The organism is Pseudarthrobacter sp. NIBRBAC000502770, assembly GCF_006517815.1.
Taxonomy (GTDB): Bacteria; Actinomycetota; Actinomycetes; order Actinomycetales; family Micrococcaceae; genus Arthrobacter; species Arthrobacter niigatensis.
This window is the reverse complement of record NZ_CP041198.1, coordinates 450,230-471,569: the sequence shown is the minus strand read 5'-3', so window position 1 is coordinate 471,569 and position 21,340 is coordinate 450,230. Positions and strand designations below refer to the sequence as shown.

The window sequence follows — 21,340 nt, the reverse complement described above, 5'->3', positions numbered from 1 at the left end:
TCGGGCAGCTAAGGGGCAGGAGGCGGCGGATCCGCAGGCTGGTCAGCGCGCCAGGGCGTCCGCCACTCCGCAGCGTCCCAGCCGTCCATGATGTAGATGCGCTCATGCGCGACCCGTTCGTCCCGGAACTCCAGAAGGTTGACGGTGTACATCCAGGGAGCACCGTCGTAGCTGATCAGGTTTTCGACAACCACCAAGTCATCGCGCCGGGTGATCCGTCGGGTGTGGAACTTGAGTCTGGCCGGATACTGACGCCGCCATTCGCGGAAATTCTGCACCCCCTCGAACCGTTCGCCGGACTGCGGAAATTCAAGCACCGCGTCGTCGTGATAGATCTCGTGGGCCACATCCTCATCGATGCCGGAGTGGTCCCAATGACGCCGCAGCGCGTCCAGAAGGTCTGCATCGTCGAGCATCTGTACCTCCCGGGCCGGAATCAGATGCTATCTCCGGGCGCCTGGCATGGCAATGGACCATTGATCCCGGCGCCGGGCTCCGCCGTCGGACGCCAGACGTTCCAGGAGTGGCTCGACGCCATCGACGCCGTGTAGAAGCCGGCGCTCCCCGCCCTGGTAGGGGGTTTCCGGGCATCCACCGCCGCCTACCTAAAGCACTCCCCTGTTGGCTCCCCTTCCTGCCACCGCGGCCATCCGGGGCGTGGCCTGCGGACGTATGGTGATCCCGCCGGCAGGTGATGCAACGGCCCCGGCGTTACTGACATAACCCAAGGGGACTGTTATGCGCCTGCTCCGCCTCCTCATCGCCCTCCTCCTCGCGGCGTCCGTTGCGCTCGCGCTCCCGCTCCCCGCCCAGGCTGCCGACGTCGGAATCCCTGGCCCTTCTTTTGCGGCCGACGGCGTAAGAACGCCAACCGCTGACAAGGCCCAGAGCAAGCTCTGGTTCCAGGACGGGAGCTGGTGGGGGTTGCTGTGGAGCGAATCCGCCCATGCGACAACGATCCACCGGCTTGATGCCGCAACGCAGACGTGGCAAGGGACCGAGACAGTCGTCGACCCGCGTCAGACGGCGCGGGGAGACGCCCTGTGGGACGCAGTCGACGGCAAGCTTTATGTCGTGTCGAGCACGACGGTGCGCTCGGAGTGGAACTCGCCACCGGCCCAGCAGGCGGTAACGTCCGGGTCCGCGGAGCTGCACCGGTTCAGCTATGACGCGTTGGCCAAGACCTATTCGCAGGATGCTGGATTCCCCGTCACCCTGCACAGCGGGAGCACGGAATCGATCACGGTGGCCAAGGACTCCCTCGGCAAGCTGTGGGTCACCTACACCACTGTGTCCTCCGACAACAGCAACCGCGTCTACGTCAACCACTCAACCACCAGCGACACGGCGTGGGGCACCCCGTTCGTCCTGCCCACCGCCAACGCCCAGGTGCACTACGACGATATCTCCGCCGTCACGTCTTTCCAGGGCGACAAGATCGGCATCATGTGGAGCAACCAGCGGCCGGGACAAAAGAAGTTCTATTTTGCCGTCCATCAGGACGGGCAGCCGGAGAACTCGTGGCAAACAGAGGTGGCTTACGGCGGGGGAAAGAACTGCACCGGTGGCTGCGCCAACGATCATCTGAACCTCAGGCAACTGACCAGCGACGGCAACGGGCGCCTCTTCGCGGCGATCAAAACCGCCAACCGGAAGGTCGGCCAAACGTTGGTGGCGCTGCTGGTGCGCGATGGTAAGGGCGATTGGACCAGCGCGGAGTTCGGCGAGGTGCAGGACCTCCACACCAGGCCGATGGTCATGATCGACGAGGAGCACCGCGAAATCTGGATGTTCGCGGTGGCGCCCGAAGAGGGCGGAACCATCTACTACAAGAAGTCGCCGATCGACAACGTTTCCTTCGCGCCCGGGGCAGGCACCCCCATCATCAGCAGCGGCACCGACACGGACATCAACGACCCCACGTCCACCAAACAAAACGTCAACAGCCAGACGGGCCTGGTGGTGCTGGCGTCCTCGAGGCAAAACGCCAGATACTGGCACGCCTCCGTAGATCTTGCGCAGTAGCCCGCCACCGCCTGGCCGCGTGGAGACGACGGCGACAGCCGCCGTCGCCCTGCCCGTGCGATACGCCACTCCCCAGCCCTATCCGGAATAGCGAAGTGCCGCCACGCAGTTGTCGCAACCATGAAGGCAATCACTTACAGCGAATACGGAAACCCGGACGTCCTCGAATACGGCGACCAGCCGATGCCGAAGGTCGGTCCCGGGATGGTCCTGGTCAAGGTCAAGGCGGCAGCAGTTAATCCGGTGGACTGGAAGATCATGGCCGGCGGACTGGACGCGGTCATGGACCTGCAGTTCCCCGCCATCCCCGGCTGGGACGTCGCAGGCGTTGTGGAGTCCGTCGGTATCGATGCAAGGCAGTTCCAGCCCGGCGATGAAGTCATCGCTTACGGCCGCAAGGACTACGTCCACGGCGGCAGCTTCGCCGAGTACATCGCACTGCCGGAGCGGGTTCTGGCCAGGAAGCCCGCCACGCTCGGATGGAACGACTCCGCCGGCCTGCCGCTGGCCGGTCTCACCGCCTACCAGGTGCTCAACCGGCTGGGCCTGAAGGCCGGGGAAACTGTCCTGATCCACGGCGGCTCCGGCGGTGTGGGCTCCCTCGGTATCCAGATCGCGGTGGCCATGGGCGCCAGCGTCATTGCCACGGCCTCGCAGAAGAACCACGAGTTCCTCCGCTCCCTCGGCGCCGAGCCGGTTGCCTACGGCGACGGTCTCGCGGACCGCGTGCGCGCGCTGCGTCCCGACGGTGTGGAGGTCGTCGCAGATTTCGTCGGCGGCAACCTTGAGGCCACGCTGGCGGTGCTGGCCGACGGCGGCCGGCACGCCTCCATCGCGGACAGCGACGTGGAAGAGCACGGCGGCGAGTGGATGTGGGTCACCCCTGTGGGGTCCGATCTGCAGGAACTGGCCGACATGGCGGACCAGGGCAAGCTTCGCGTGGAAGTTGCCGAGGTCTTCCCGCTGGACAAGGCCGCCGATGCTTTCCGGTCCAACATGGATGGCCACACCCGCGGCAAAATCGTGGTGGCCGTAAACCAGGATTCCTGATTCGATAACGGTTTGACGAAGGCTCCGCCCCGTGGGGACGGAGCCTTCGGCGTCGGAACAGCATTCGTGAGAGGCTGGGAAAAACTCACATTGGGGGAAGTTGTGAATGTTGGATGGATGTTGCTTAACGCAGCTGTGCTGATCGTGCCTATCGCCTTGGGCGCCACGCTGCTGTACTGGATCATCCGGCTGGGCGTAAAGCACGGCATGCGCTCGTACTACGCGGACCGAAACCGGGAAACGGCCGTTAGTGTGCCCCGGGGCGTGGGATAGCCCGCACCCGCACCTGGCCAGAGGCACCTGCGCACGCGCCGTCGTCGTCGTAAAACCTGCTACTCCCCTTTCCGCCGCACCATCTCGCCGATCCATGCCGGGGCGAACGGCGACGTACACCCCGGGGGCGTCGGGTAATCCTTCAGCACTTCAAGCCGCTCACCGATCGCGGTGGCACGCTTCCGGTAGGCCGCGTGCTCGATCCCGATCTGCGCCAGGCACGTGTTCATTGCCCACTGCAGCCTGTCCGGGGCGTCCTTCATCTCCGCTTCGATGGTGTCCAGCAGCCCCGGCAGGTCCAGGCCCCCGGGTTTCTTGACCACGCGGTCCGAGGTCAATGCCCATCCGGCGGCAGCCACCACGGGATCCGTGTCAGCAAGCCACGCGGTGCGCAATTCCTCGCAGTGCGGGCTCTTCTTGACCACATAGTTCACCAGCCAGTCCTGCAGCTTCGGGGCGCGGGCGTCGCGCAGCATCGCATCCAGCTCATCCCGCCGGAACGCCTTGGGGCGGCAAACCAGCAGCGCCAAAAGCCGGGCTGCCGTATCGCCGGTCTCCCACAGCCGGACCGACAGGTCCTGCTGGGTTTTCAGCCGCTTCGCAAGCGCGCGCAGGTGGCCGAGGTTCACCCCGTGGTCATCCCCGCGTTTTTCGTTCGCCTCGCGCACCTTTGCATCCTCGAGCTCAGCCAGCTGGGCCATCGCTTCGTCAACGGTCGTGTGCGCCGCAGTGTCCGCCACAACTTCCTCCTTTGTTGCCTCTTGATTCAGCGTACGACGACGGCACGGCCTTCCATGGATAGGGCTGGGCCGCCCCTCCCGAACCGAGGGAACCACTCAGCCCACCTTCCGCAGTATTGTGGCCACGGCCTAGCCAACGGGACAGGTGGCGTCTTGGCTCAAGATTCGGGCAATTATTCTCCCGGATGGACAAAACCCCTTCCGTACGTCGGCGCGGCTTCCTACAGTGTCCACACACGCCGGACCGGGGGACATCATGAAAAGCCAGGACACATCACCAGCCCGCAATAGGGATCGGACGACGCCGGAGCCTCCGGGCGCCGCCCACCGGCCCGTTCCCGCTCCCCCAACAAGGCGTCCCACGGCGTCCCAGGCGCCGGTCCCCCGGGTCAGCGGCCGCGAGCGCGAAGTCCAGCAACTGATCTACGATCTCGCCCTCCTCGCTGCCAGGCAGTGTCCGCAGTATGGCACGCAAGCCGGCGCACCGCCGTCGTAATTTCCGACGGCGGCCGCCGGCCAACGTGCGTAACTCCCCTACTGTCCCGGTGCCCGGTAGGTCGGGGTCTTCTTCGCGGCTTCGTCCAAGTCCGCCACCGTCAGGAGCGGCTTCAGCCGGACGTTGACGTTCCCCGACGAGTTGATCAACAGCGACAACGCTGCAGCGCTGGCATCGTCCGGCGCGTCAAAGACGCCCAGGACGTCATAGTAACCAAAGGCGTAGTAGAAGCTTTCCAGCGTTCCGCCCACGGACTTCAGCGCCTCCGTCAGGGCATCGCGCCGCGCGGTACCGCCTTCCTGCATGAGCCCCTTGATGCCCTGGCCCACGTACGTTGCTTCGAACAGATACTTCGGCATGGTCTTTCCTCCTGGCCTGTCTAAGCGGCGCCTCACTCCCGGGATTTGCAGGTCCTGGCGCCGTTAAGGCGGAAGCTATGCCCCTGCAAAACGGCAGTCAATATCAAGGGATACCCAAACGGAAGTAGGGGGACAGCACGCTGTCCCCCGCCCCGCCCCCAAGGCCGTTCGGCCCTTGCGGCACCAGGGCGGCCGGGCTCAGGCTGGAACAGGTAGGTGCGGGGCCAACGCCCGCGGGTCCTGCGCCGCGCCACTTGCTGGAGCGCGGGCTCTGAGGACAACCGGACATGTCAGTTGCAGGAGGGCAGCTCCCCGAACACAGACGCGCTCTGCCGTTCGAAGGCAGGCACAGCGGCGCCCTGCGCCTCACCCTCCTCGCCGCCGGAGCACTGTCGTCACTGCTTTATGTGGTGTTCACCGACGGCATCGCGGCCTCGCGCTGGTCAGCCTACCGCCGCTCCGAACAGATGGTCAGCGAACTCTTTGCCGTAGGCTCCCCCAGCTACCAGGTCCTGGTCCCGTTCACCTGGCTCTACACGGTGCTGTTCACCGCGTTTGGGCTGGGCGTCTGGATTTCCGTGCGAGGGAACCGGGTCCTGCGGATCGGCGCCGCGCTGCTCACCGCCTACGGGCTCTGGAACATTGTCGGGTCACTCTTCCCGCTGCGCCAGGGCGACGATTCTTCCGTCCCCCTGCACATCGTTGCCACCAATGTGCAACTGGCCCTCATGGTCGCCGCCATGTCCTGCATCGCAGCAGGATTCCACGGCCGGATGCGCGCATACTCGATCGCCTCGCTCGCAATGTCCGCCCTCATGGGTATCGTCGCGTTCATGGCAGCACCAGGACCAAACCTCGTATTGGGCATTGGCGAGCGCATCAGCATCGGAGCCTTCCTGCTGTGGGTTGCGGTCCTGGCGGCGGCGCTGTGGAAACGGCCGACGGCGGTGGACGGTAAGGGGGCACCGTCATGACCTACGTCATGGACCTGGGCGACGTCGACCGGAACGACGTCGCCGGGGCGGGTGGCAAGGCCGTGGGCCTCGGCGGCCTCATCCGGGCCGGGCTGCCGGTCCCGCCGGGGGTGGTCCTCACCACCGACGCCTACGCGGCCTTCGTCGCGGAGAACAAGCTCGGGGAGGCCATCCAGGAGTTGGCCTCGCTCCCGCCTGAAGCGGCGGCGGAAGACTACGAGCACGCCTCCGCCCTCATCAGGACCCTGTTCAGCAAAGGTGCCATGTCCCCACGCATCCGGGCCGAACTCGAGGCCGCCTATGAGCGCCTCGGCGGCGGGGACACCGCCGTGTCGGTCCGCTCCTCCGCCACCGCCGAGGACCTCGCCTCCGCCAGCTTCGCCGGGCAGCAGGAAAGCTACCTCAACGTCCGCGGCATGGACGCCCTGGCCAAGGCCGTCATCAACTGCTGGGCCTCCCTCTGGACCGCGCGTGCGATGGCCTACCGCGCACGCGAAGGCATCCCGCCCGCCCAGGTGCGCCTCGCCGTCGTAATCCAGCAAATGGTGGAGGCCGAGGCAGCCGGGGTGATGTTCACTGCCAACCCCTCAAACGGCCGCCGCGACCAGACGGTGATCAGCGCCGCCTGGGGCCTGGGCGAGGCCGTGGTCAGCGGGCAGGTCACCACCGACGACCTGACCGTTGAGACCCGCACGGGCAAAATCCTCACGCGGCAGACTGCCGACAAGGAACTCATGACCGTACCCACGGAGAACGGGACGGCCGAGGAAAAAGTGGCGGAAGCCCGCCGTCGTACGCCCGTCCTGGACGATGCCGCGGCGGCTGAACTCGCTGCCCACGGCCAGCGGACCACCGAGCATTTCGGATCCCCGCAGGACATCGAGTGGGCGCGTGCAGGCGGCAGGTTCTTCCTGCTCCAGTCCCGGCCCATCACCGCGCTGCCCGAACCCGCGGGGGACGTCCCCACGGAATGGCCCGTCCCCTACCCCAAGGGCCTCTACTTCCGGGCGAGCATCGTGGAGCAGATGCCGGAGCCGCTCTCCCCGCTCTTCGCCGACCTCATCGACGGATCCGTGTCCCGCTCCATCTCGGCCCTGATGAACCAGGCGCTGGGCGGCCACCCCCTGCGCGAGGGCGACGTCCGCTTCCTCACCGTCAACGGCTACGCCTATTACTACTACCGCACCTGGCCCATGCTGCGGATGACGGCCCGGACCGTCCCCGCCATGAGCGCACTGTTCCGCGGCACGGCGCACATGGGGGTGGCGGGCTGGCGCGACTACTCGCATCCGCGCTACGAACGGATCATTAAGGACTGGTCCACGAAGCCGCCGGCCGGGCTCTCCGGAGCCGATCTGCTGGCGGGCGTGCAGGCCCTCCTGGACGCCGGCACCGTGTACTACACTGCGGTGCAGTCCATCATCCCGCTGGCCGACATGAGCGAACTCTCCTTCCGGGGCTTCTACAAGACCGTCCGGCGGCGCGGCGATCCTCCGGCCCAGGAGTTCCTCCTGGGCTTCGACAGCGAACCGATCCGGGCGGAAAAGTCGCTGTACGACCTCGCCGGCTGGGCGCGCAGCGACCCTTCGCTGGTATCCGCCCTGTTGGAAAGTTCGACGGCGGAACTCGCCGAGTGCCTGCGCACCGGTTCCGCGCCGGAGGGTGTGGAGGACGTCCTGTGGCAGGAGTGGCGGATCGCGTTCCAGGAGCATCTGGACCTCTACGGCCACGCGGTCTACAACCTGGACTTCGCCACCCCGGTGCCGGCCGACAACCCGTCCGCCCAGCTGGAGACGGTGAAGTTTTACCTGCGCGGGCAGGGCACCGACCCGCATGAGCGGCAGCGGCTGCTGACCGAGCGCCGGGAGGAACTGACCCGGGACGTCGCCGGCCGGCTGCGTCCCCGGCGTCGGGCACTGTTCCTTCGTCTGCTGAAGTGGGCGCAGGAGACGGCGCCGGTCCGCGAGGACGCGCTCGCCGACGTCGGACTCGCGTGGCCGCTGCTCCGGCGGTTCCTGAGGGAGCTCGGAGGGCGACTGGTGCGCTCGGGCGTCATTACCGCGCCGGACGATGTGTTCTGGCTCCGGTTCTCCGAGCTGCAGGGTGCGGTGGAGTTCGGGCTCGCGGAGCCCGAAGCTGGCATTGCCCTTGCCGGAGCCTCCCGGCCGGTCCGTGCCGCCGCCGTCGAGGAGCGCAGGATGCTGTGGCGCGGCCAGTCCAAGGCGGCGGCGCCGCAGATGCTCCCGCGGAAGGCCTGGATGGAGAAGGCGTTCGGCTCGATGATGCCGGGAGGCCCGCAGCAACAAGCCGGCGGCGTGATCAAAGGCACCGGCGCAAGCTCCGGCCGTGTGACAGCGGCCGCCCGCGTCCTCCGGGGCCCCGGGGACTTCGGCCTGATGCAGCCCGGCGAGGTGCTGGTGGCCCGCATGACCACTCCCGCCTGGACGCCGTTGTTCGCGATGGCTTCCGCGGTGGTGACCGATGTGGGCGGCCCGCTGAGCCACAGCTCCATCGTGGCCCGCGAGTACGGCATCCCGGCCGTCCTGGGCACCGGGGTGGCGACCCAGCGGCTGGTCGGCGGGCAGACGGTGAGCGTGGACGGCGACGCTGGCACGGTAACCATCATTTAACGCGCGGGCACCGGACTTTGCGTGCATGATATTCGGGTGAACAAGAACCGGCTCGAAGCCTTCAGCGACGGCGTCCTGGCCATCATCATCACCATCATGGTGCTGGAACTGCACACCCCGGAGGAACCAACGTGGGCAGGCGTCGCCGCCATCCTGCCCACACTTTTCACCTATCTGCTGAGCTTCGTGTATGTGGGGATCTACTGGAACAACCACCACCACATGATCCACCTCGCCAGCCGGGTGAACGGCACCATCCTCTGGGCCAACCTGCACCTGCTGTTCTGGCTGTCCCTGTTCCCGTTCACCACCCGGTGGATGGACGAGTCCGGGTTCCTGCAGGTCCCCGTGCTGCTGTACGGCATCAACCTGCTGTCCGCCGCGATCGCCTACTTCATCCTGGAGCGACGGCTGATCGCCGTGCAGGGGAAGGACGGGCCCCTGGCCCGGGCCGTCGGGAGGGACTGGAAAGGCAAGGCCTCCCCGCTGATCTACCTCACCGGCATCGCCCTCACCTTACTCCAGCCGCTGCTGGGGGTGGCCGTCTTCACCGTCGTCGCGCTGATCTGGCTGGTTCCGGACCGGCGGGTGGAACAGTTCGTCGTTAGGGCCCACCAGGAGAACGCCGGGTAGCGTTGTTCCGGCTACTCCCCCATGCCAGGATGCACTGGAACAAAATCCACCTTGTTTCCGGAATTGGTCCGGCTGGCCGGGGCCCGGTTAAACCCCCTGGCATCGAGGCCGTTCTTGGCGCGGAATTCGGCGACCGCTGAATCGTAAGCGTTATTGAGGGCGCGGCCGGAGAAGTCGCCGGTGGTTCCGTCGTTGAAGGCAATCCGGATACGGACACTGGCCGGGTAATGCCGGTTCATGCGGACGTAGCCGTCAGCGTCCTGCTGGAGGGTGATCACGGAATCCTGCTTTCGTTCGTAAGGGCAGTCCCAAGTCTCCCGCAGAAACCGGAATGGCGGCACCCAACCAGGGGTGCCGCCGTCGTAATTCCCTGCTTAGCAGTGGACCGGGCTGTAGAACGCAGCGCCCCAACTGGATTTGTCGGTGGCGTTCGGACCGAAGCTGGCGTCCAGGGTGATGCACTGGCCACCGGCGGTCTGCGTGTTGGTGTAGACCGGGCCGGCATAGTACGAGTAGTAGCCGCTCGAAACCTCGTCCGGGCCGTAGGACGGGTAGTTGCCGATCATGTTCTGGCGGTACATCTTGATGCCGTACGTGGGTCCGTAGGCGTAGGCGACGGAACAGTTCTTGCGTGCCGTGGAGTTCCAGTACACGTCGATGGAGCCGGTTTTGGTGCCCGGTTTCCCGTACCGGTAGTCCTTGCTGTAGGTCGGCACGGTGATGGGATGTGACCCGATGTACGTGTAACCCGTGCCGCACGGGCCCGCTGCGGTAGCGGGAACCGCCGCCACCAGGGAGGCGCCGGCAGCGACCCCGGCAGCGACCAGCAGCGAGATACCTTTTGTTTTCAGTTTGCCCTGCGAGGACTTCATGGTGACTCCAACGTGATGGGTGGCCTGGTGCAGCGAAGGTGCTGCAGCGGAGCCCATATAAGCACACCGATTGGACGAAAAGACAGGGCGCAACATGGGGAGGCCTCCCCACCGCCTCAAATTTGCCGCAAGGTCCTTGATACTGTCCTGCTGCGCACCGCCATACTGGGCGATGGGGATGACTCGGCGGTGCGCGCTCTCACAAGGAATTACCGGCCGCCGGCGCTCATCGCCTGTTTATGGCCGGAGGCACCCTGCAGAAAGACGCCCCACCCCTGGTCGGGCTTCGGCTACCGAAGGCCCAGCGCCACCACGAGGCCGATAACCACGGCGGCCACGACCCCCAGCGAGATGTAGAGTCCGGCCTTCATCGAACTCTTCTGCACCGTGGCGCCGGCGCTGGGGAGCGCTTCCTGCCACGCTTTGATGGCGTCCAGGCCCTGGTAGTAGGCGAACATCATTGCGGCGCCGCCAGCCGCGCCCGCCACAGCGCCCAGGCCTCCCGCTCCGCTCATGGCGGCTCCGGCGGAACCTGCGCGGCTCAAGCCGGTGGGGTCCGTGCGGCCATCCGCGCCGGCGGCCATCTCCGCGAGCTGCCAGGAGGACGGGCTGGGCGACAAGGACGCGCCCACACCCGTGACGTCGTACTTCCGGCCGTTCGCCGTGACCACCATCGTCCCCATGCTCGTGAACCGGACCGCCGCCTGGGATGCCGGCACGGAAAATACCGGCACTCCGGCAGCGTCATGCATGCTGAACGTGCCCGCGCTGTCCATGGCCACGATGGCAGGTACTGTCTTGGCTCCGTTGATCATGCTCTTGCGCCAGTAGAGCAAGGACTTCATCGGGGACGCGGAACCTGCGGATGTTATTTCCATGACCACAGCTTAGGCGGCACCCCTCGCCGTCCGCCCGCAGCCGGTATGGGGAGATCTCCCCCGCCGCCGGAGTGGGTCAGCGGCCCAGTTGGGGATCACTGGTGAGCGGGCCGCTACTTTCGATGCGGCCGGCCAGGACGCGGACGAGCTTGGGATCGGCGGCGGACGTGACGGTGAGGTCGTACCAGCCGCCCTGGGTGGGGATGACGACGGTTTTGCCCTGTCCCGGGTTGAGCGTCAGGGTCTGGGAACCGGCGGCGTAGGCGTCCGCGAGTGTCAGGGTGACCGCCGCGGCGCCCGGGTTGTCGATCCGGAACTGCGCGTGCGGGGATTTGCCGTCTCCGGTGACGCTCACGCGGATGTCCGCGGCCGTCGTCGTACCTGCGACCCGCCGGTACCAGCCTGCCGGGCCGTGCATCTGCACGTCGTACTCGGCACCGAGCGCCCACGAGGCATCCAGCGACGCTCCTGCCCCGATGGTGTAGGAGTACGGGCCGGCAGGGAGCAGGTTGGAGCGGACCTGGACGTGCGCGCCCAGGGTTCCATGGTTGGCCCACCGCGCCGCGAGCTTTCCGGCTTGGACGGTCGTCTCGACGTCCAGGGCGTAGCCAAGGGGGCGGGACGGGCGGGTGCCCTTTTCCTGGCTGGGCATTGAGTTCGACGCCGGAGGTACCGGCACGTAGCTGGGGTGCCGTTTGTGGTCGGCCGGCTTGTACGCTGACGTGTCCGCCAGCGCCGGCACGGCCCCACCCGCCTTGGAGAAGTCGAACGCGCTGGTCAGGTCCCCGCTGACGGCGCGGCGCCACGGCGTGATGTTCGGCGACGCCACGCCGAAGCGGGCCTCAAGGAACCGGACGATGGAAGTGTGGTCGAACGTTTCGGAGCAGGCCCAGCCGCCCATGCTCCACGGCGAGGCCACAATCATCGGCACGCGCACGCCCAGGCCGAAGTGCCCGGGGACGTCCTTGTCGCCGTAGAAGGTGGGGCTGCCGTCGTACCATTCACCGGCAGTGGAAACCGTGGAGGCGCCGGGAATCTGCGGGGTGTTCGGGTGCGGCGGGACGATGTGGTCGAAGAAGCCGTCGTTCTCGTCGTACATGAACAGGACAGCCGTCTTGCTCCACACATCTGGGCTGGAGGTGAGGATGTCCAGGATGTTGGCGGCGTACCAGGCGCCGAAGTTCGGCGGCCAGTTCGAGTGCTCGGAGTACGCTTCGGGTGCCACGATGTAGGAGACCTGCGGCAGCGTGCCCGACGCTACGTCCTTGCGGAGGATGCTGAACAGGTCATCGCCGGCCTTGGCATTGGTGCCGGTCCTGGCTTTGTCGTACAGCGGGCTTCCGGGCTTCGCGTCCTGGTACTGCTTGAAGTACAGGAGTGAATTGTCGCCGTAGTTGCCGATGTAGGCGTCGTCAGTCCAGCCCTCATAGTGCGCCGGATCAAGGCCCTCACCGATGTCCTGGTAAACCTTCCAGCTCACCCCGGCCTTCTCCAGTTCCTCCGGGTAGGTGCTCCACCAGTAGCCCTTCTCGCCGTTCCACAGGTCCGGGCCGCCGCCCTTCCGGTCGGGGTCGTCTCCGCCGGCGAACATGAAGTAGCGGTTCGGGTCGGTGGGGCCAAGGACCGAGCAGTGGTAGTGGTCGCAGACCGTGAACGCGTCGGCAAGCGAGAAGTGGAACGGAATGTCCTGGCGGCCGTAGAACGCCATGGTCGCGTCCGTCTTCTGCGGCAACCATTTGTCGTACTTCCCGTTGTTGAAGGCCTCGTGCGTGAGTTTCCACGAGTGGTCCAGGTCCTCCATGAACTGCATGCCAAGGTCCGGCGCGTCCGGGCGGAACGGCGTCACTTCCCGGGTGGCGTTCGCCTGGTGGAAGCTGTCCTTGCCTGACGGCAAGAGCGCCGGGTGCGGGTCCGCGAACCCGCGCACGCCCTTCAGCGTCCCGAAGTAATGGTCGAAGGCACGGTTCTCCTGCATGAAGATCACCACGTGCTCAACGTCCTTGATGGAGCCCGTGGCCCTGTTGGCGGGGATTTCCGCCGCCCGGGCGATGCTTTGCCCCATCATCTGGGAAACTGCAGTGCCAGCCGCACCTGCGGCGGACAGTTGAAGAAAACGACGGCGGTTGAGACCTGCCATGGAGGCGCTCCTAATGCGTTGGCTTTTGATGTCCCCCGCAGGGAACTATGCCAGCGCAGCGTTAAGGCCCCGTGTACACGGCTTGAATATCAGGAAGCCTCCCAAGTCAATCCAGGCTGCGCCTCGGGAACCGCGCAGGAGGGCGAGCACGTCGAACTCTGCGTCAGCCCGTACGAAGTGTCCCTGCGGATGTACGACACATAGATGGCGGCGGCACCCACCCGAGTGCCGCCGTCGTCCGTCCTGCTTGCGTGGCCGCCCGGGGACTATCGGCGGGTGCCCGCCGTGGAATCCGTGTCCTCACGTGTAATCGCATCGCCGACGGCCTCGCCGGCATGCCCACCGCGGGTTTTGACCAGGCTGGCCGCAGTGGCCACCAGGATGGTGGCGCCGATGAAGGCCAGGGAGAACCAGATGGGGATCTCGGGTACCCACAGGAGCGGCTGGCGGCCGTTGATGAAGGCGAGCTCGTTGACGTGCAGGGCGTGGAAGACCAGCTTGACGCCGATGAACGCGAGGATGACCGCCAGCCCCTGCGCCAGGTAGACCAGGCGCTCCAGCAGGCCGCCGATGAGGAAGAACAGCTGCCGGAGTCCCATCAGGGCGAAGGCGTTGGCAGTGAAGACGATATACGCCTCGCTGGTCAGGCCATAGATCGCAGGGATTGAGTCGACGGCGAAGACCAGGTCCACGAACCCGATGGCGATAATGGTGAGCAGCATGGGCGTCACGAACCGCTTGCCGTCCAGCTTCACGGTGAGCCGGTCGCGGTGGTAGTCCGGGGTGACCGGCAGGACGCGGCGCACCAGCTGCATGAAACGGCCGTCAGCGGGGTTGGCATCGTGCCCGCCGAACGCCTGCCGGTACGCGAGGAAGAGCAGCAGGGCGCCGAAGATGTAGAACACCCAGGAGAAGTTTTCGATCAGCGTGGCGCCGACGGCGATGAACCCGCCGCGCAGGACCAGGGCGATGATGATGCCCACCATCAGCACCTTCTGCTGGTACATCCTGGGGACGGCAAATCCCGTCATCACAATGAGGAAGACAAAGAGGTTGTCCACCGAGAGGGCTTTTTCGGTGAGGTAGCCCGCGAAATACTCGCCGCCGTAGGTCCAGCCCGAGACGGTTCCGATTCCGACGCCGAACAGCAGCGCGAGCCCGATGTAGAACGCCGACCAGCGTGCCGACTCGGCAATGGACGGTTCGTGGGGTTTGCGGACGTGCGCGAAGAACTCGTAAACGAAGAACATGACCGTCACGGCAATGGTGATGATCCAGATGAGCGGTGTGACCTGCATGAGGGTACTCCAAGGGGTTGGCGCTGACAGTGACGCCAAGGTCTCCTCCGCCCGGTTCTACCGGAGCCGGTGGCCCGGGATGCTTCGCTGCATCCGTATTGACGGGCCACGCACAGACGGGAGTACTCCCCTTGATGGCTTAAATGGTAGCTGATTAACGGGCGACGGCGGCACCCGGGCTGGGTGCCGCCGTCGCCCGCTTGGGCGTCAGGTCATGGGGCGGGCCGCACGACGATCGCCGTACCGCACTGGTTGGTCACCGTGCCGGAGCTTGAGGATGCGGTTGCAACCTTGGCGCCGGTGGCGGACGTATCGGTCAGGGCCAGTGAGTCCACTTCCAGGGCCGCGTTCGACTTCGACGCGATGTTCGACGTCGAGTCGCCCAGCTCACCCATGCCCGCCGGCGGCGAGAACGACGTGGTTGCCGAGTTGGTGCCGTTCCGCACGCCATGGGCTGTCAGCAGCAGCGCCCCTGGGGTCACCGGCGTGATGGACGGAGCCCGTACACCCGGGTAGGCAACCCCGCTGTTGGTGTCAGTGGCAGGCGTGACGTCCAGCGGCGTGGTGGTGCTGGCGCCCTGCACGGCGACTGTCGACCACGCATACCTGGCGGCGGGTTCCGGCACGCTCGGTGCGGTATCGCCGGCCTGCATCACCCGGTACCAGACGGCTTGGTGGGCGGAGGTGGAGCTTGCGCTCGTGAAGTCGCCGACCGCCTGCGTCCACCCTGCCGGGGCCGTGGTGTTCGCCGATCCGGAGACGGTGACCTGCGAGAACAGGAAAACCGTGTCGCCCGGTTGCCAGCCCGCCGGCAGGCCCGGCGTGTACGAGCCCGCTGCGGTCAACTCCCCCGCTCCGCTGGCCGTGGACCGGACCGAAATCGCGGTTGTCGGCGGAGGCGGTGGAGCCGTCGTGGTTGTCGGCGGAGGCGGCGGAGCGGTCGTGGTTGTCGGCGGAGGGGGCGGAGCCGTCGTGGTTGTCGGCGGAGGTGTCACCGTCGCTGTAGCTGTCGCTGTAGCGGTAGCTGTCGCCGTCGGACTTGGTGAAGGTGCCGCCGGCCTGGTGATGGTGAAACTGTCCGTGTACGTGCCCCCCGAGGCCCGCACGAAGTTGCCGGTCAGCGTGGTACTGGTCACCGATACCTTCAGGAAGCCGTAGGTGGGGTTGTTGTTGCTGCCCATGAAGCTTTGGAAGTACGGCGCAGTAGTGGTGTTGTTCTCGCTGTTCAGCGACCTGCCGCCCGAACCGACCGTGGCCAGGATGGTCCCGGTGCCGGCCGCAAACTGGCCGTTCGCATTCGTGGACGCCACGCAATCCGGGTTGAAGCTGCTGACGGGAATGGCCGTGCAGCTGCCCTTGAGTGCCAGCGGGTAGCTGCGCGCATAGGCGTGGTCGTGTGCCTGCATGTACAGGTCCACCTTCTTGGAGACCAGCATGTTCATCAGGTCAGGGCTGGCGGCGCAGGGATAGTTGACCATGGACAGGCAGTACATGTGCATTCCCACCACGATGAACGGGATCCCGGCGGCACGGGCCGAGTCGATCGCCGACGTCACGAACTTGTAGCCCTGCGTGCCGGACTTGTAGGACCAGTCGAGGCCGCTGCCGCTGAAGGTCAGCTTCGGGGAAACCATGATCAACCGCACCAGCGGGCTGCTGGCCGGGTAGTCCGTGTAGAACTGCTGGGCATAGTTACCTACCGAACCAAGCTGGTCCGGCAGGCACGAGGCAAAGTTGGTCCACACTCCGTCCGGTCCGTCGTCCTCGTGGTTTCCGGTCACGAACTCATAGGGCATGGTCCCGGCGTGCTGCTTGACGAACGAGCACCAGGCCGATTCCGGAGTGATCTGGGAGTACGACAGGTCACCAAGGTTGAACATGGCGGCGACGCCGCCGTTGTGTGCGGCATCAATGACCTTCCCGGTCACCGTGTTTCCGCCGGTGTCACCGGCGAATCCGAGGCTCACGGTGGTAGCGGCGCTGGCTTCCGAGTCCCGCGAACCGGACAGGTAGTAGAAGTTGGCGAGTATCAGCGCAATGCCCAGGAGGAGGGCCAGCACCCACCGCAGCGGGTGGCTCACGAGCCGGGCGGCGTTCACTTGCAGCTCCATTCGGTGGCGCGGCGCAGGCCGTTGTCGGCTGCTGAGTAACCGATCACAACGGTGTTCGCTCCCTGGCGGGATACCGAACTCGCGGATCCGGACACTCCAGTGAACTGGGCGTCAGATCCTGGTGGCAGGATCCGTGCGCTCTTGCCGATCCAAATCACCGCCTGGGGCCGCTCCCCGCGGAAGGACGGCGAGCTTCCAGATCCTACGGTGACGCCCGCAATTCCTGATGATGCGCTCGATTTGGGACCGGCGGCTGCCGCCCCGACGTCGGTTACCGCACTGGGAGCAGCCCACGTCACGGCATGCGTTCCGTACGCCACCGCGCTCTGTCCCAGCGCCTGCCCGGTCGCATCGATCCCGAGGACGACGCCGCCTTTACCGCTGAGGGTGGGGAGGGCTTTGGCGGAGCCGTCCGGCGCCCACAGGACCGGAGTAGCGTCGTCGGAAAGGGCCACCCCGCCGGCGGTGCCGTCCGGGCCGATCGCGAAGGCATGCCCGCCCCGCGCTCCGGCAGGCAAGGTGAGCTCACGGGCCACCGCAGTCACGGAGGGCCAGACGGCGGGACGTTCGTCTTCGTCGGCGCCCGGGCCGTCCGAATGCTCTTCATCAGCCACCAGGGCCCCCGCAACGATTCCGTTATCCGAGATCGCGGAAGGTATGGCGATGTCACCGGGCTTGACTGGCAGAGGATGGTACTGCCCGTCCTGCCACCACCATCCCACCAATACTTCGTTTGTGGCGTCATACCCCGTGCCCACCACAACTCCTGCCGCGTTGACCGAGGCAGGGGCCACGGCGCCGAGGGGAATGGTCAGCTGGGTGGGCTGGCCGCCGCGCCAGAGCACCGGGGCGGAACCGCCTCCGGCTGTATCGGCGATGCCGATGACCAGGCCGTTGCTGCTGGAAGCGATCGCGTTGCTGCCGGGGCCGCCAAGGCCGGGGAAGATCCGCACCGAACAATTCGTGGCCTGGGGCAGGTCGGGGCCGGCCGCCGTCGCGGCAACGGGAAGCATCACCATGCCGCCTTCGAGCGCCAGGAGGGCAGCTGTCAGCAGGGCCTGGGGCCGGATATCCCGCGGCCCGTCGTGATGACGGCCTGCCGGACCGCCACCACCTGTGTCGGCACGCCGGGAAGTCTTCCGGTTGCCGCTGCGGCCGCCGATGCCAAAAAATCTGTTATCTCGCAATGTCGCTCCCTGGAGTTGAAACTCCATGCCCCAGCAGCACGCGCAGCGCATCCGGCCCCTGCATAACCGCGCTGTCCTCGAAGAGTAGGGGCGCCCCCGGCACATGTCACGAGTAGCCGGTACCTGCATTCGTCGCATGCACGATACTTGCCCAACGCAACCGTCCTGCTTGCCCCTAAAGCCCCCAGGATCCGGACGACGGCGCCACCCACCCGGGTGCCGCCGTCGTCCGCCCTGCCAGGGGCAAGCCCTACTTGAGCTTTGGCACCAGCACCGGGGTGCTCTTCTTGTACTCCTCGTAGTCGGCCTGGCCGCCCCACTCCTTGTCCGCCTTCTTCTCCAGTGGCGGTACGCCGCTGCCCTTGGTCAGCAGCAGCGCCACGAACAGCGGGGAGACCAGCGCCGCCCACTGCCAGCCCTGCAGGACCGGCAGCGCAATGATGGCAACGCCCACCCACAGCGTGATTTCGCCAAAGTAGTTGGGGTGGCGGGACCGGGACCACAAGCCGGTGCTGATGAAGCGGCCCTTGTTCCTGGGGTCGTCCTTGAACCGGTTCTTCTGGAGATCGGCTGCGGTCTCGATGCTGATGCCGGCGAGCCACACCACCAGGCCCACCCAGAAGAACCCGTCCAGGCCCACCTTCTTGTCCGACGTGATGGCCACCCACGCGAGCGCAGCCGTAAGCACCACCCACAGGCCCTGGATGGTCCACGTGTTCAGGAAGCGGAAGAAGTCCGGCTTGAGCTCATCGAAGCGGTCGTCCTTACCATGCTTGCTGATCCGCAGGAACAGGAAGCTGCCCAGCCTCGCGGCCCAGAGCACCACCATGGCCGCCAACAGCATGCCGCGGGCATCCACGCCCGGGGACGCCAGCATAAGGAACACCGTGATGGAGATGTACGTCAGGGCGCCGGTGAGGTCGTAGAACTTCTCCGTCTGCGCCTTGTAGGACGGGATGAACACCAGCCACTGGATCACAAAGGCGATGGCCACCCCCAGGGCGAAGACCGGGAAGCCGCCAATCCTGGATCCGCCCTGGCTGCCGGCCAGCGCGATGAGCACGGCCACCACCACGGCAACGATGGTACTGATGAGCGCATTGCGGCTCTTCTGGTTCACAGACAGCTTCCTTTCCCCTGGCCCGCCGCGCGCTGCTGCACGGCCGGTCCCGTCCGCGCCCCGACGGGCACGGTTTGATCCAACAACAACTCAGCCGTGGTGGCCTTGTCCACTGTGTGTTCGTAGCCGGAGCGGGATTGTATGGGTGGAGGTGTACAGCTTTCGGGTTCAGGCAGTCCACCCCCGGCCGTGGCTTCGAACCACTCCTGACCCGCACCCGACGCAAGGAGTCCTCCATGAGCCCCCGCACCAAGAACTGGCTGGCCGCCTACGTTGTCAGCGCCCTGATTTTCGCCGTGCTGGACGTGGTGTGGATCCTGCTGGTGGCCAACCCGCTCTACCAGAGCCAGATCGGCCACCTGCTGGCACCCAAGGCCAACCTGCCCGGCGCGGTGCTGTTCTATCTCGTCTTCGTGGCGGGAATGGTGCACTACGGCGTGCGGCCCAACAGCTCCGGGGCCACGGTGCGGCAGCGGGTAACGGGCGCTGCGCTGTTTGGCTTCTTCACCTACGCCACTTGGGCGCTGACCGGGTTCGCCGTGCTGAAGGATTTCACCGCACTGGTGGCCTTGACGGACATCCTCTGGGGAGCCGCGGCGTGCAGCCTGGTGACGTGGGTGACCGCAACCGTCCTGCGCCGCCGGCTCAGGAAACCCGCCGTGGCGTGAATCCGCGCCGCGCCCCCGCGTCACGGACGGCATGCTTTAGACCAAGGAAAGACGGCGGAACCCCGGAAAGCCGGGACCCGCCGCCGTCCGTTGCTGCTAAAGCCTGCCCTGCGTGACGCGAGGCCGGGCCCGGGGCTAGCCGAAGAGCGCTGCCACCTGGGTGAGCGTCTGGAAGACCCCGTAGGCCAGGGGAATGCCCACCAGGATCCAGGCCAGGACCAGCCTGCCGGTGGACTTGCGGACCGGCTCGTGCGCGCCGTGGGGATGTGCGGTGCTGCTCATTTCAGGCCTCCTTGGGGGTTAGGTGCTGTTCGGGGCGGGATTCATGGAACCGTGGGTCCACCGGTTTGACCAGTAGGTTGGCCACAAAGCCAATCACCAGCAGCGCCACCATGGTCAGCAGCGCGGGCTGGTAGGACGCGCCATTCAGCTGGCCCGGCTTGCCCTGCGCGTCCAGGATGCTGTTGACGATCAGCGGCCCGGCCACGCCGGCGGCGGACCAGGCGGTGAGGAGCCGGCCGTGGATGGCGCCCACCTGGTAGGTCCCGAAAAGGTCCCGCAAGTAGGCCGGGACGGTGGCAAAACCGCCCCCATAGAACGAGATGATAATGAAGGCGAGCACCACGTAGAGGGCCGTGGCGCTGGACCCAGCCAGCGCCAGCACCGTGTACAGCACGGCACCTACGCCCAGGTACACCATGTAGATACGCTTGCGGCCGGTGACGTCGGAGGTGGCGGACCAGGCGAACCGGCCGGACATGTTGCCGATGGACAGCAGCCCCACGAAGCCGGCAGCGACGCCGGCGCTCACCAGGGACTTGCCGTCGGACTGCCGGAAGAAGTCCGTGATCATCGGCGCCGCCTGCTCCAGGATGCCGATGCCGGCCGTCACGTTGCAGAACAGTGCCACCCACACCAGCCAGAACTGCCGGGTCTTGATCGCGTTCTTCGCCGAGACGTTCTCGGTGGTCACCAGTTTGGCCGCCTTGACCTTGGAGGGGTCGAACCCGGCAGGCCGCCAGCCGTCGGCGGGCACCCGGACGGTGAACGCACCGAACAGCATGTAGGCGAGATAGACGACGGCGAGGGTGAGGAAGAGCTTGCCCACGGCATCTCCGCTGGCAACCCAGCCCTGGGCGCCGGAGTTGGGATCGTACGCCTTGAGCAGGGCCTGGGACACAGGGCTGGCGATCAGCGCGCCGCCGCCGAAGCCCATGATCGCCATGCCGGTGGCCAGGCCCGGCCGGTCCGGGAACCACTTAATCAGCGTGGACACCGGCGAGATGTAGCCGATGCCCAGCCCGATGCCGCCCACCACGCCGTAGCCCAGGTAGACCAGCCAGAGCTGGCGCGTGAAGATGCCCAGCGAGCCGATGAGGAAGCCGCCGGCCCAGAACATCGCGGACGTGAACATCGCCTTGCGCGGGCCGTTGGTGTCCACCCAGGTACCCATGACCGCGGCGGAAAGGCCCAGCATCACGATGGCGATGGAAAAGATGACGCCCACCTCGGTCAGGCTGGCGCCGAAATGCTTGACCAGTGCGGTCTTGTACACGCTGGTGGCGTAGGCCTGGCCGATGCACAGATGGACGGCGAGCGCGGCGGGCGGGACCAGCCAGCGGTTGAAGCCCGGCGGGGCGATGGAGTGGTCACGGTCCAGGAAGCCCATGGTTGTTTCCCTTTGCTTGTCGAAGACGTCGATGTCTGATCGATCCAGAGGCGAAAGACCTTAGTGAGCCCGGCCCCTTGCCTTGGGCAATCATCATGCAAATCATCAGCAAACGTACTGTTGGCGCGCCGAACGGCGTGGATTTTACGCCGAGTGGCGCTCCGGCTCCCGTCAGCGACCCGCCGGACAGGTTCGGAAACGTCCAATGAACTCTCCGTGA

20 protein-coding genes are annotated in these 21,340 nt (G+C 66.4%); 7 read left to right on the top strand and 13 right to left on the bottom strand.

What is annotated here, in order from left to right:
- Positions 1-8 precede the first annotated feature (8 nt).
- Complete coding sequence (locus NIBR502770_RS02560) at positions 9-416, bottom strand: nuclear transport factor 2 family protein (RefSeq protein ID WP_141180928.1); 408 nt, start codon at positions 414-416, stop codon at positions 9-11.
- Positions 417-738: 322 nt separating this feature from the next.
- Between NIBR502770_RS02560 and NIBR502770_RS02550 the strand changes: the two genes are divergently transcribed.
- The 3 genes from NIBR502770_RS02550 to NIBR502770_RS21105 all read left to right on the top strand — a co-directional run bounded on the left by NIBR502770_RS02550 (position 739) and on the right by NIBR502770_RS21105 (position 3,348).
- Positions 739-2,025 carry a hypothetical protein gene (locus tag NIBR502770_RS02550; protein ID WP_141180927.1) on the top strand — a complete coding sequence of 429 codons (1,287 nt, stop codon included), beginning with the start codon at positions 739-741 and terminating at the stop codon, positions 2,023-2,025.
- A gap of 120 nt (positions 2,026-2,145) precedes the next feature.
- Positions 2,146-3,075, top strand: a complete 930-nt coding sequence (locus NIBR502770_RS02545; protein ID WP_141180926.1) for an NADP-dependent oxidoreductase — start codon at positions 2,146-2,148, stop codon at positions 3,073-3,075.
- A 117-nt stretch (positions 3,076-3,192) separates the two neighbouring features.
- Positions 3,193-3,348: a hypothetical protein gene (locus NIBR502770_RS21105; RefSeq protein ID WP_168223106.1), complete on the top strand. Its 156-nt coding sequence runs from the start codon at positions 3,193-3,195 to the stop codon at positions 3,346-3,348.
- A 59-nt stretch (positions 3,349-3,407) separates the two neighbouring features.
- On the opposite strand, the gene NIBR502770_RS02540 is transcribed toward NIBR502770_RS21105, so the two are convergent.
- Entirely contained in the window at positions 3,408-4,049 is a 642-nt protein-coding gene (locus NIBR502770_RS02540) for a DNA alkylation repair protein (protein WP_210418944.1), read from the bottom strand.
- 573 nt (positions 4,050-4,622) lie between these two features.
- On the bottom strand, positions 4,623-4,943 hold the full coding sequence (locus NIBR502770_RS02535; protein ID WP_141161327.1) for a GYD domain-containing protein: 321 nt from the start codon (positions 4,941-4,943) through the stop codon (positions 4,623-4,625).
- 287 nt (positions 4,944-5,230) lie between these two features.
- Between NIBR502770_RS02535 and NIBR502770_RS02530 the strand changes: the two genes are divergently transcribed.
- From NIBR502770_RS02530 to NIBR502770_RS02520, 3 genes are read left to right on the top strand one after another with little or no spacing between them, the layout of a single operon-like run.
- Complete coding sequence (locus NIBR502770_RS02530; protein ID WP_141180924.1) at positions 5,231-5,917, top strand: DUF998 domain-containing protein; 687 nt, start codon at positions 5,231-5,233, stop codon at positions 5,915-5,917.
- Positions 5,914-8,547 (top strand): PEP/pyruvate-binding domain-containing protein, encoded by a 2,634-nt coding sequence (locus tag NIBR502770_RS02525; protein ID WP_141180923.1) that lies wholly within the window; start codon positions 5,914-5,916, stop codon positions 8,545-8,547. The genes NIBR502770_RS02530 and NIBR502770_RS02525 overlap by 4 nt, the downstream gene beginning before the upstream one ends.
- Positions 8,548-8,583: 36 nt before the next feature.
- The gene (locus NIBR502770_RS02520; protein ID WP_141180922.1) at positions 8,584-9,180 is read left to right on the top strand and encodes a TMEM175 family protein; all 597 of its coding nucleotides are present in this window, start codon (positions 8,584-8,586) and stop codon (positions 9,178-9,180) included.
- A gap of 11 nt (positions 9,181-9,191) precedes the next feature.
- Here the strand turns inward: NIBR502770_RS02520 and NIBR502770_RS02515 are convergent, their stop codons facing one another.
- From NIBR502770_RS02515 to NIBR502770_RS02470, 8 genes are all read right to left on the bottom strand, one after another.
- Entirely contained in the window at positions 9,192-9,458 is a 267-nt protein-coding gene (locus NIBR502770_RS02515) for a hypothetical protein (RefSeq protein WP_141180921.1), read from the bottom strand.
- Between the two features lie 96 nt (positions 9,459-9,554).
- Complete coding sequence (locus NIBR502770_RS02510; protein ID WP_141180920.1) at positions 9,555-10,052, bottom strand: hypothetical protein; 498 nt, start codon at positions 10,050-10,052, stop codon at positions 9,555-9,557.
- Positions 10,053-10,342: 290 nt separating this feature from the next.
- Positions 10,343-10,930 carry a hypothetical protein gene (locus tag NIBR502770_RS02505; protein ID WP_246857370.1) on the bottom strand — a complete coding sequence of 196 codons (588 nt, stop codon included), beginning with the start codon at positions 10,928-10,930 and terminating at the stop codon, positions 10,343-10,345.
- A gap of 76 nt (positions 10,931-11,006) precedes the next feature.
- Positions 11,007-13,067, bottom strand: coding sequence for a phosphocholine-specific phospholipase C (locus NIBR502770_RS02500; RefSeq protein WP_141180919.1), 2,061 nt, complete (start codon positions 13,065-13,067; stop codon positions 11,007-11,009).
- A 266-nt stretch (positions 13,068-13,333) separates the two neighbouring features.
- The gene (locus tag NIBR502770_RS02495; RefSeq protein ID WP_141180918.1) at positions 13,334-14,365 is read right to left on the bottom strand and encodes a TerC family protein; all 1,032 of its coding nucleotides are present in this window, start codon (positions 14,363-14,365) and stop codon (positions 13,334-13,336) included.
- Positions 14,366-14,577: 212 nt separating this feature from the next.
- On the bottom strand, positions 14,578-16,464 hold the full coding sequence (locus NIBR502770_RS21100) for a hypothetical protein (RefSeq protein WP_168223105.1): 1,887 nt from the start codon (positions 16,462-16,464) through the stop codon (positions 14,578-14,580).
- Entirely contained in the window at positions 16,461-17,663 is a 1,203-nt protein-coding gene (locus tag NIBR502770_RS02475) for a hypothetical protein (protein WP_141180914.1), read from the bottom strand. The genes NIBR502770_RS21100 and NIBR502770_RS02475 overlap by 4 nt, the downstream gene beginning before the upstream one ends.
- Positions 17,664-17,913: 250 nt before the next feature.
- Entirely contained in the window at positions 17,914-18,783 is an 870-nt protein-coding gene (locus tag NIBR502770_RS02470) for a DUF1295 domain-containing protein (RefSeq protein ID WP_141180913.1), read from the bottom strand.
- 236 nt (positions 18,784-19,019) lie between these two features.
- On the opposite strand from NIBR502770_RS02470, the gene NIBR502770_RS02465 reads away from it, so the two are divergent.
- A complete protein-coding gene (locus NIBR502770_RS02465) occupies positions 19,020-19,451 on the top strand; it encodes a DUF2177 family protein (RefSeq protein ID WP_141180912.1) in 432 nt (143 codons plus the stop codon).
- Between the two features lie 135 nt (positions 19,452-19,586).
- Here the strand turns inward: NIBR502770_RS02465 and NIBR502770_RS21095 are convergent, their stop codons facing one another.
- Both NIBR502770_RS21095 and NIBR502770_RS02460 read right to left on the bottom strand, forming a co-directional pair.
- Entirely contained in the window at positions 19,587-19,733 is a 147-nt protein-coding gene (locus NIBR502770_RS21095) for a hypothetical protein (RefSeq protein ID WP_168223104.1), read from the bottom strand.
- Position 19,734: 1 nt separating this feature from the next.
- The gene (locus NIBR502770_RS02460; protein ID WP_141180911.1) at positions 19,735-21,120 is read right to left on the bottom strand and encodes an OFA family MFS transporter; all 1,386 of its coding nucleotides are present in this window, start codon (positions 21,118-21,120) and stop codon (positions 19,735-19,737) included.
- Between the last annotated feature and the right edge of the window lie 220 nt (positions 21,121-21,340).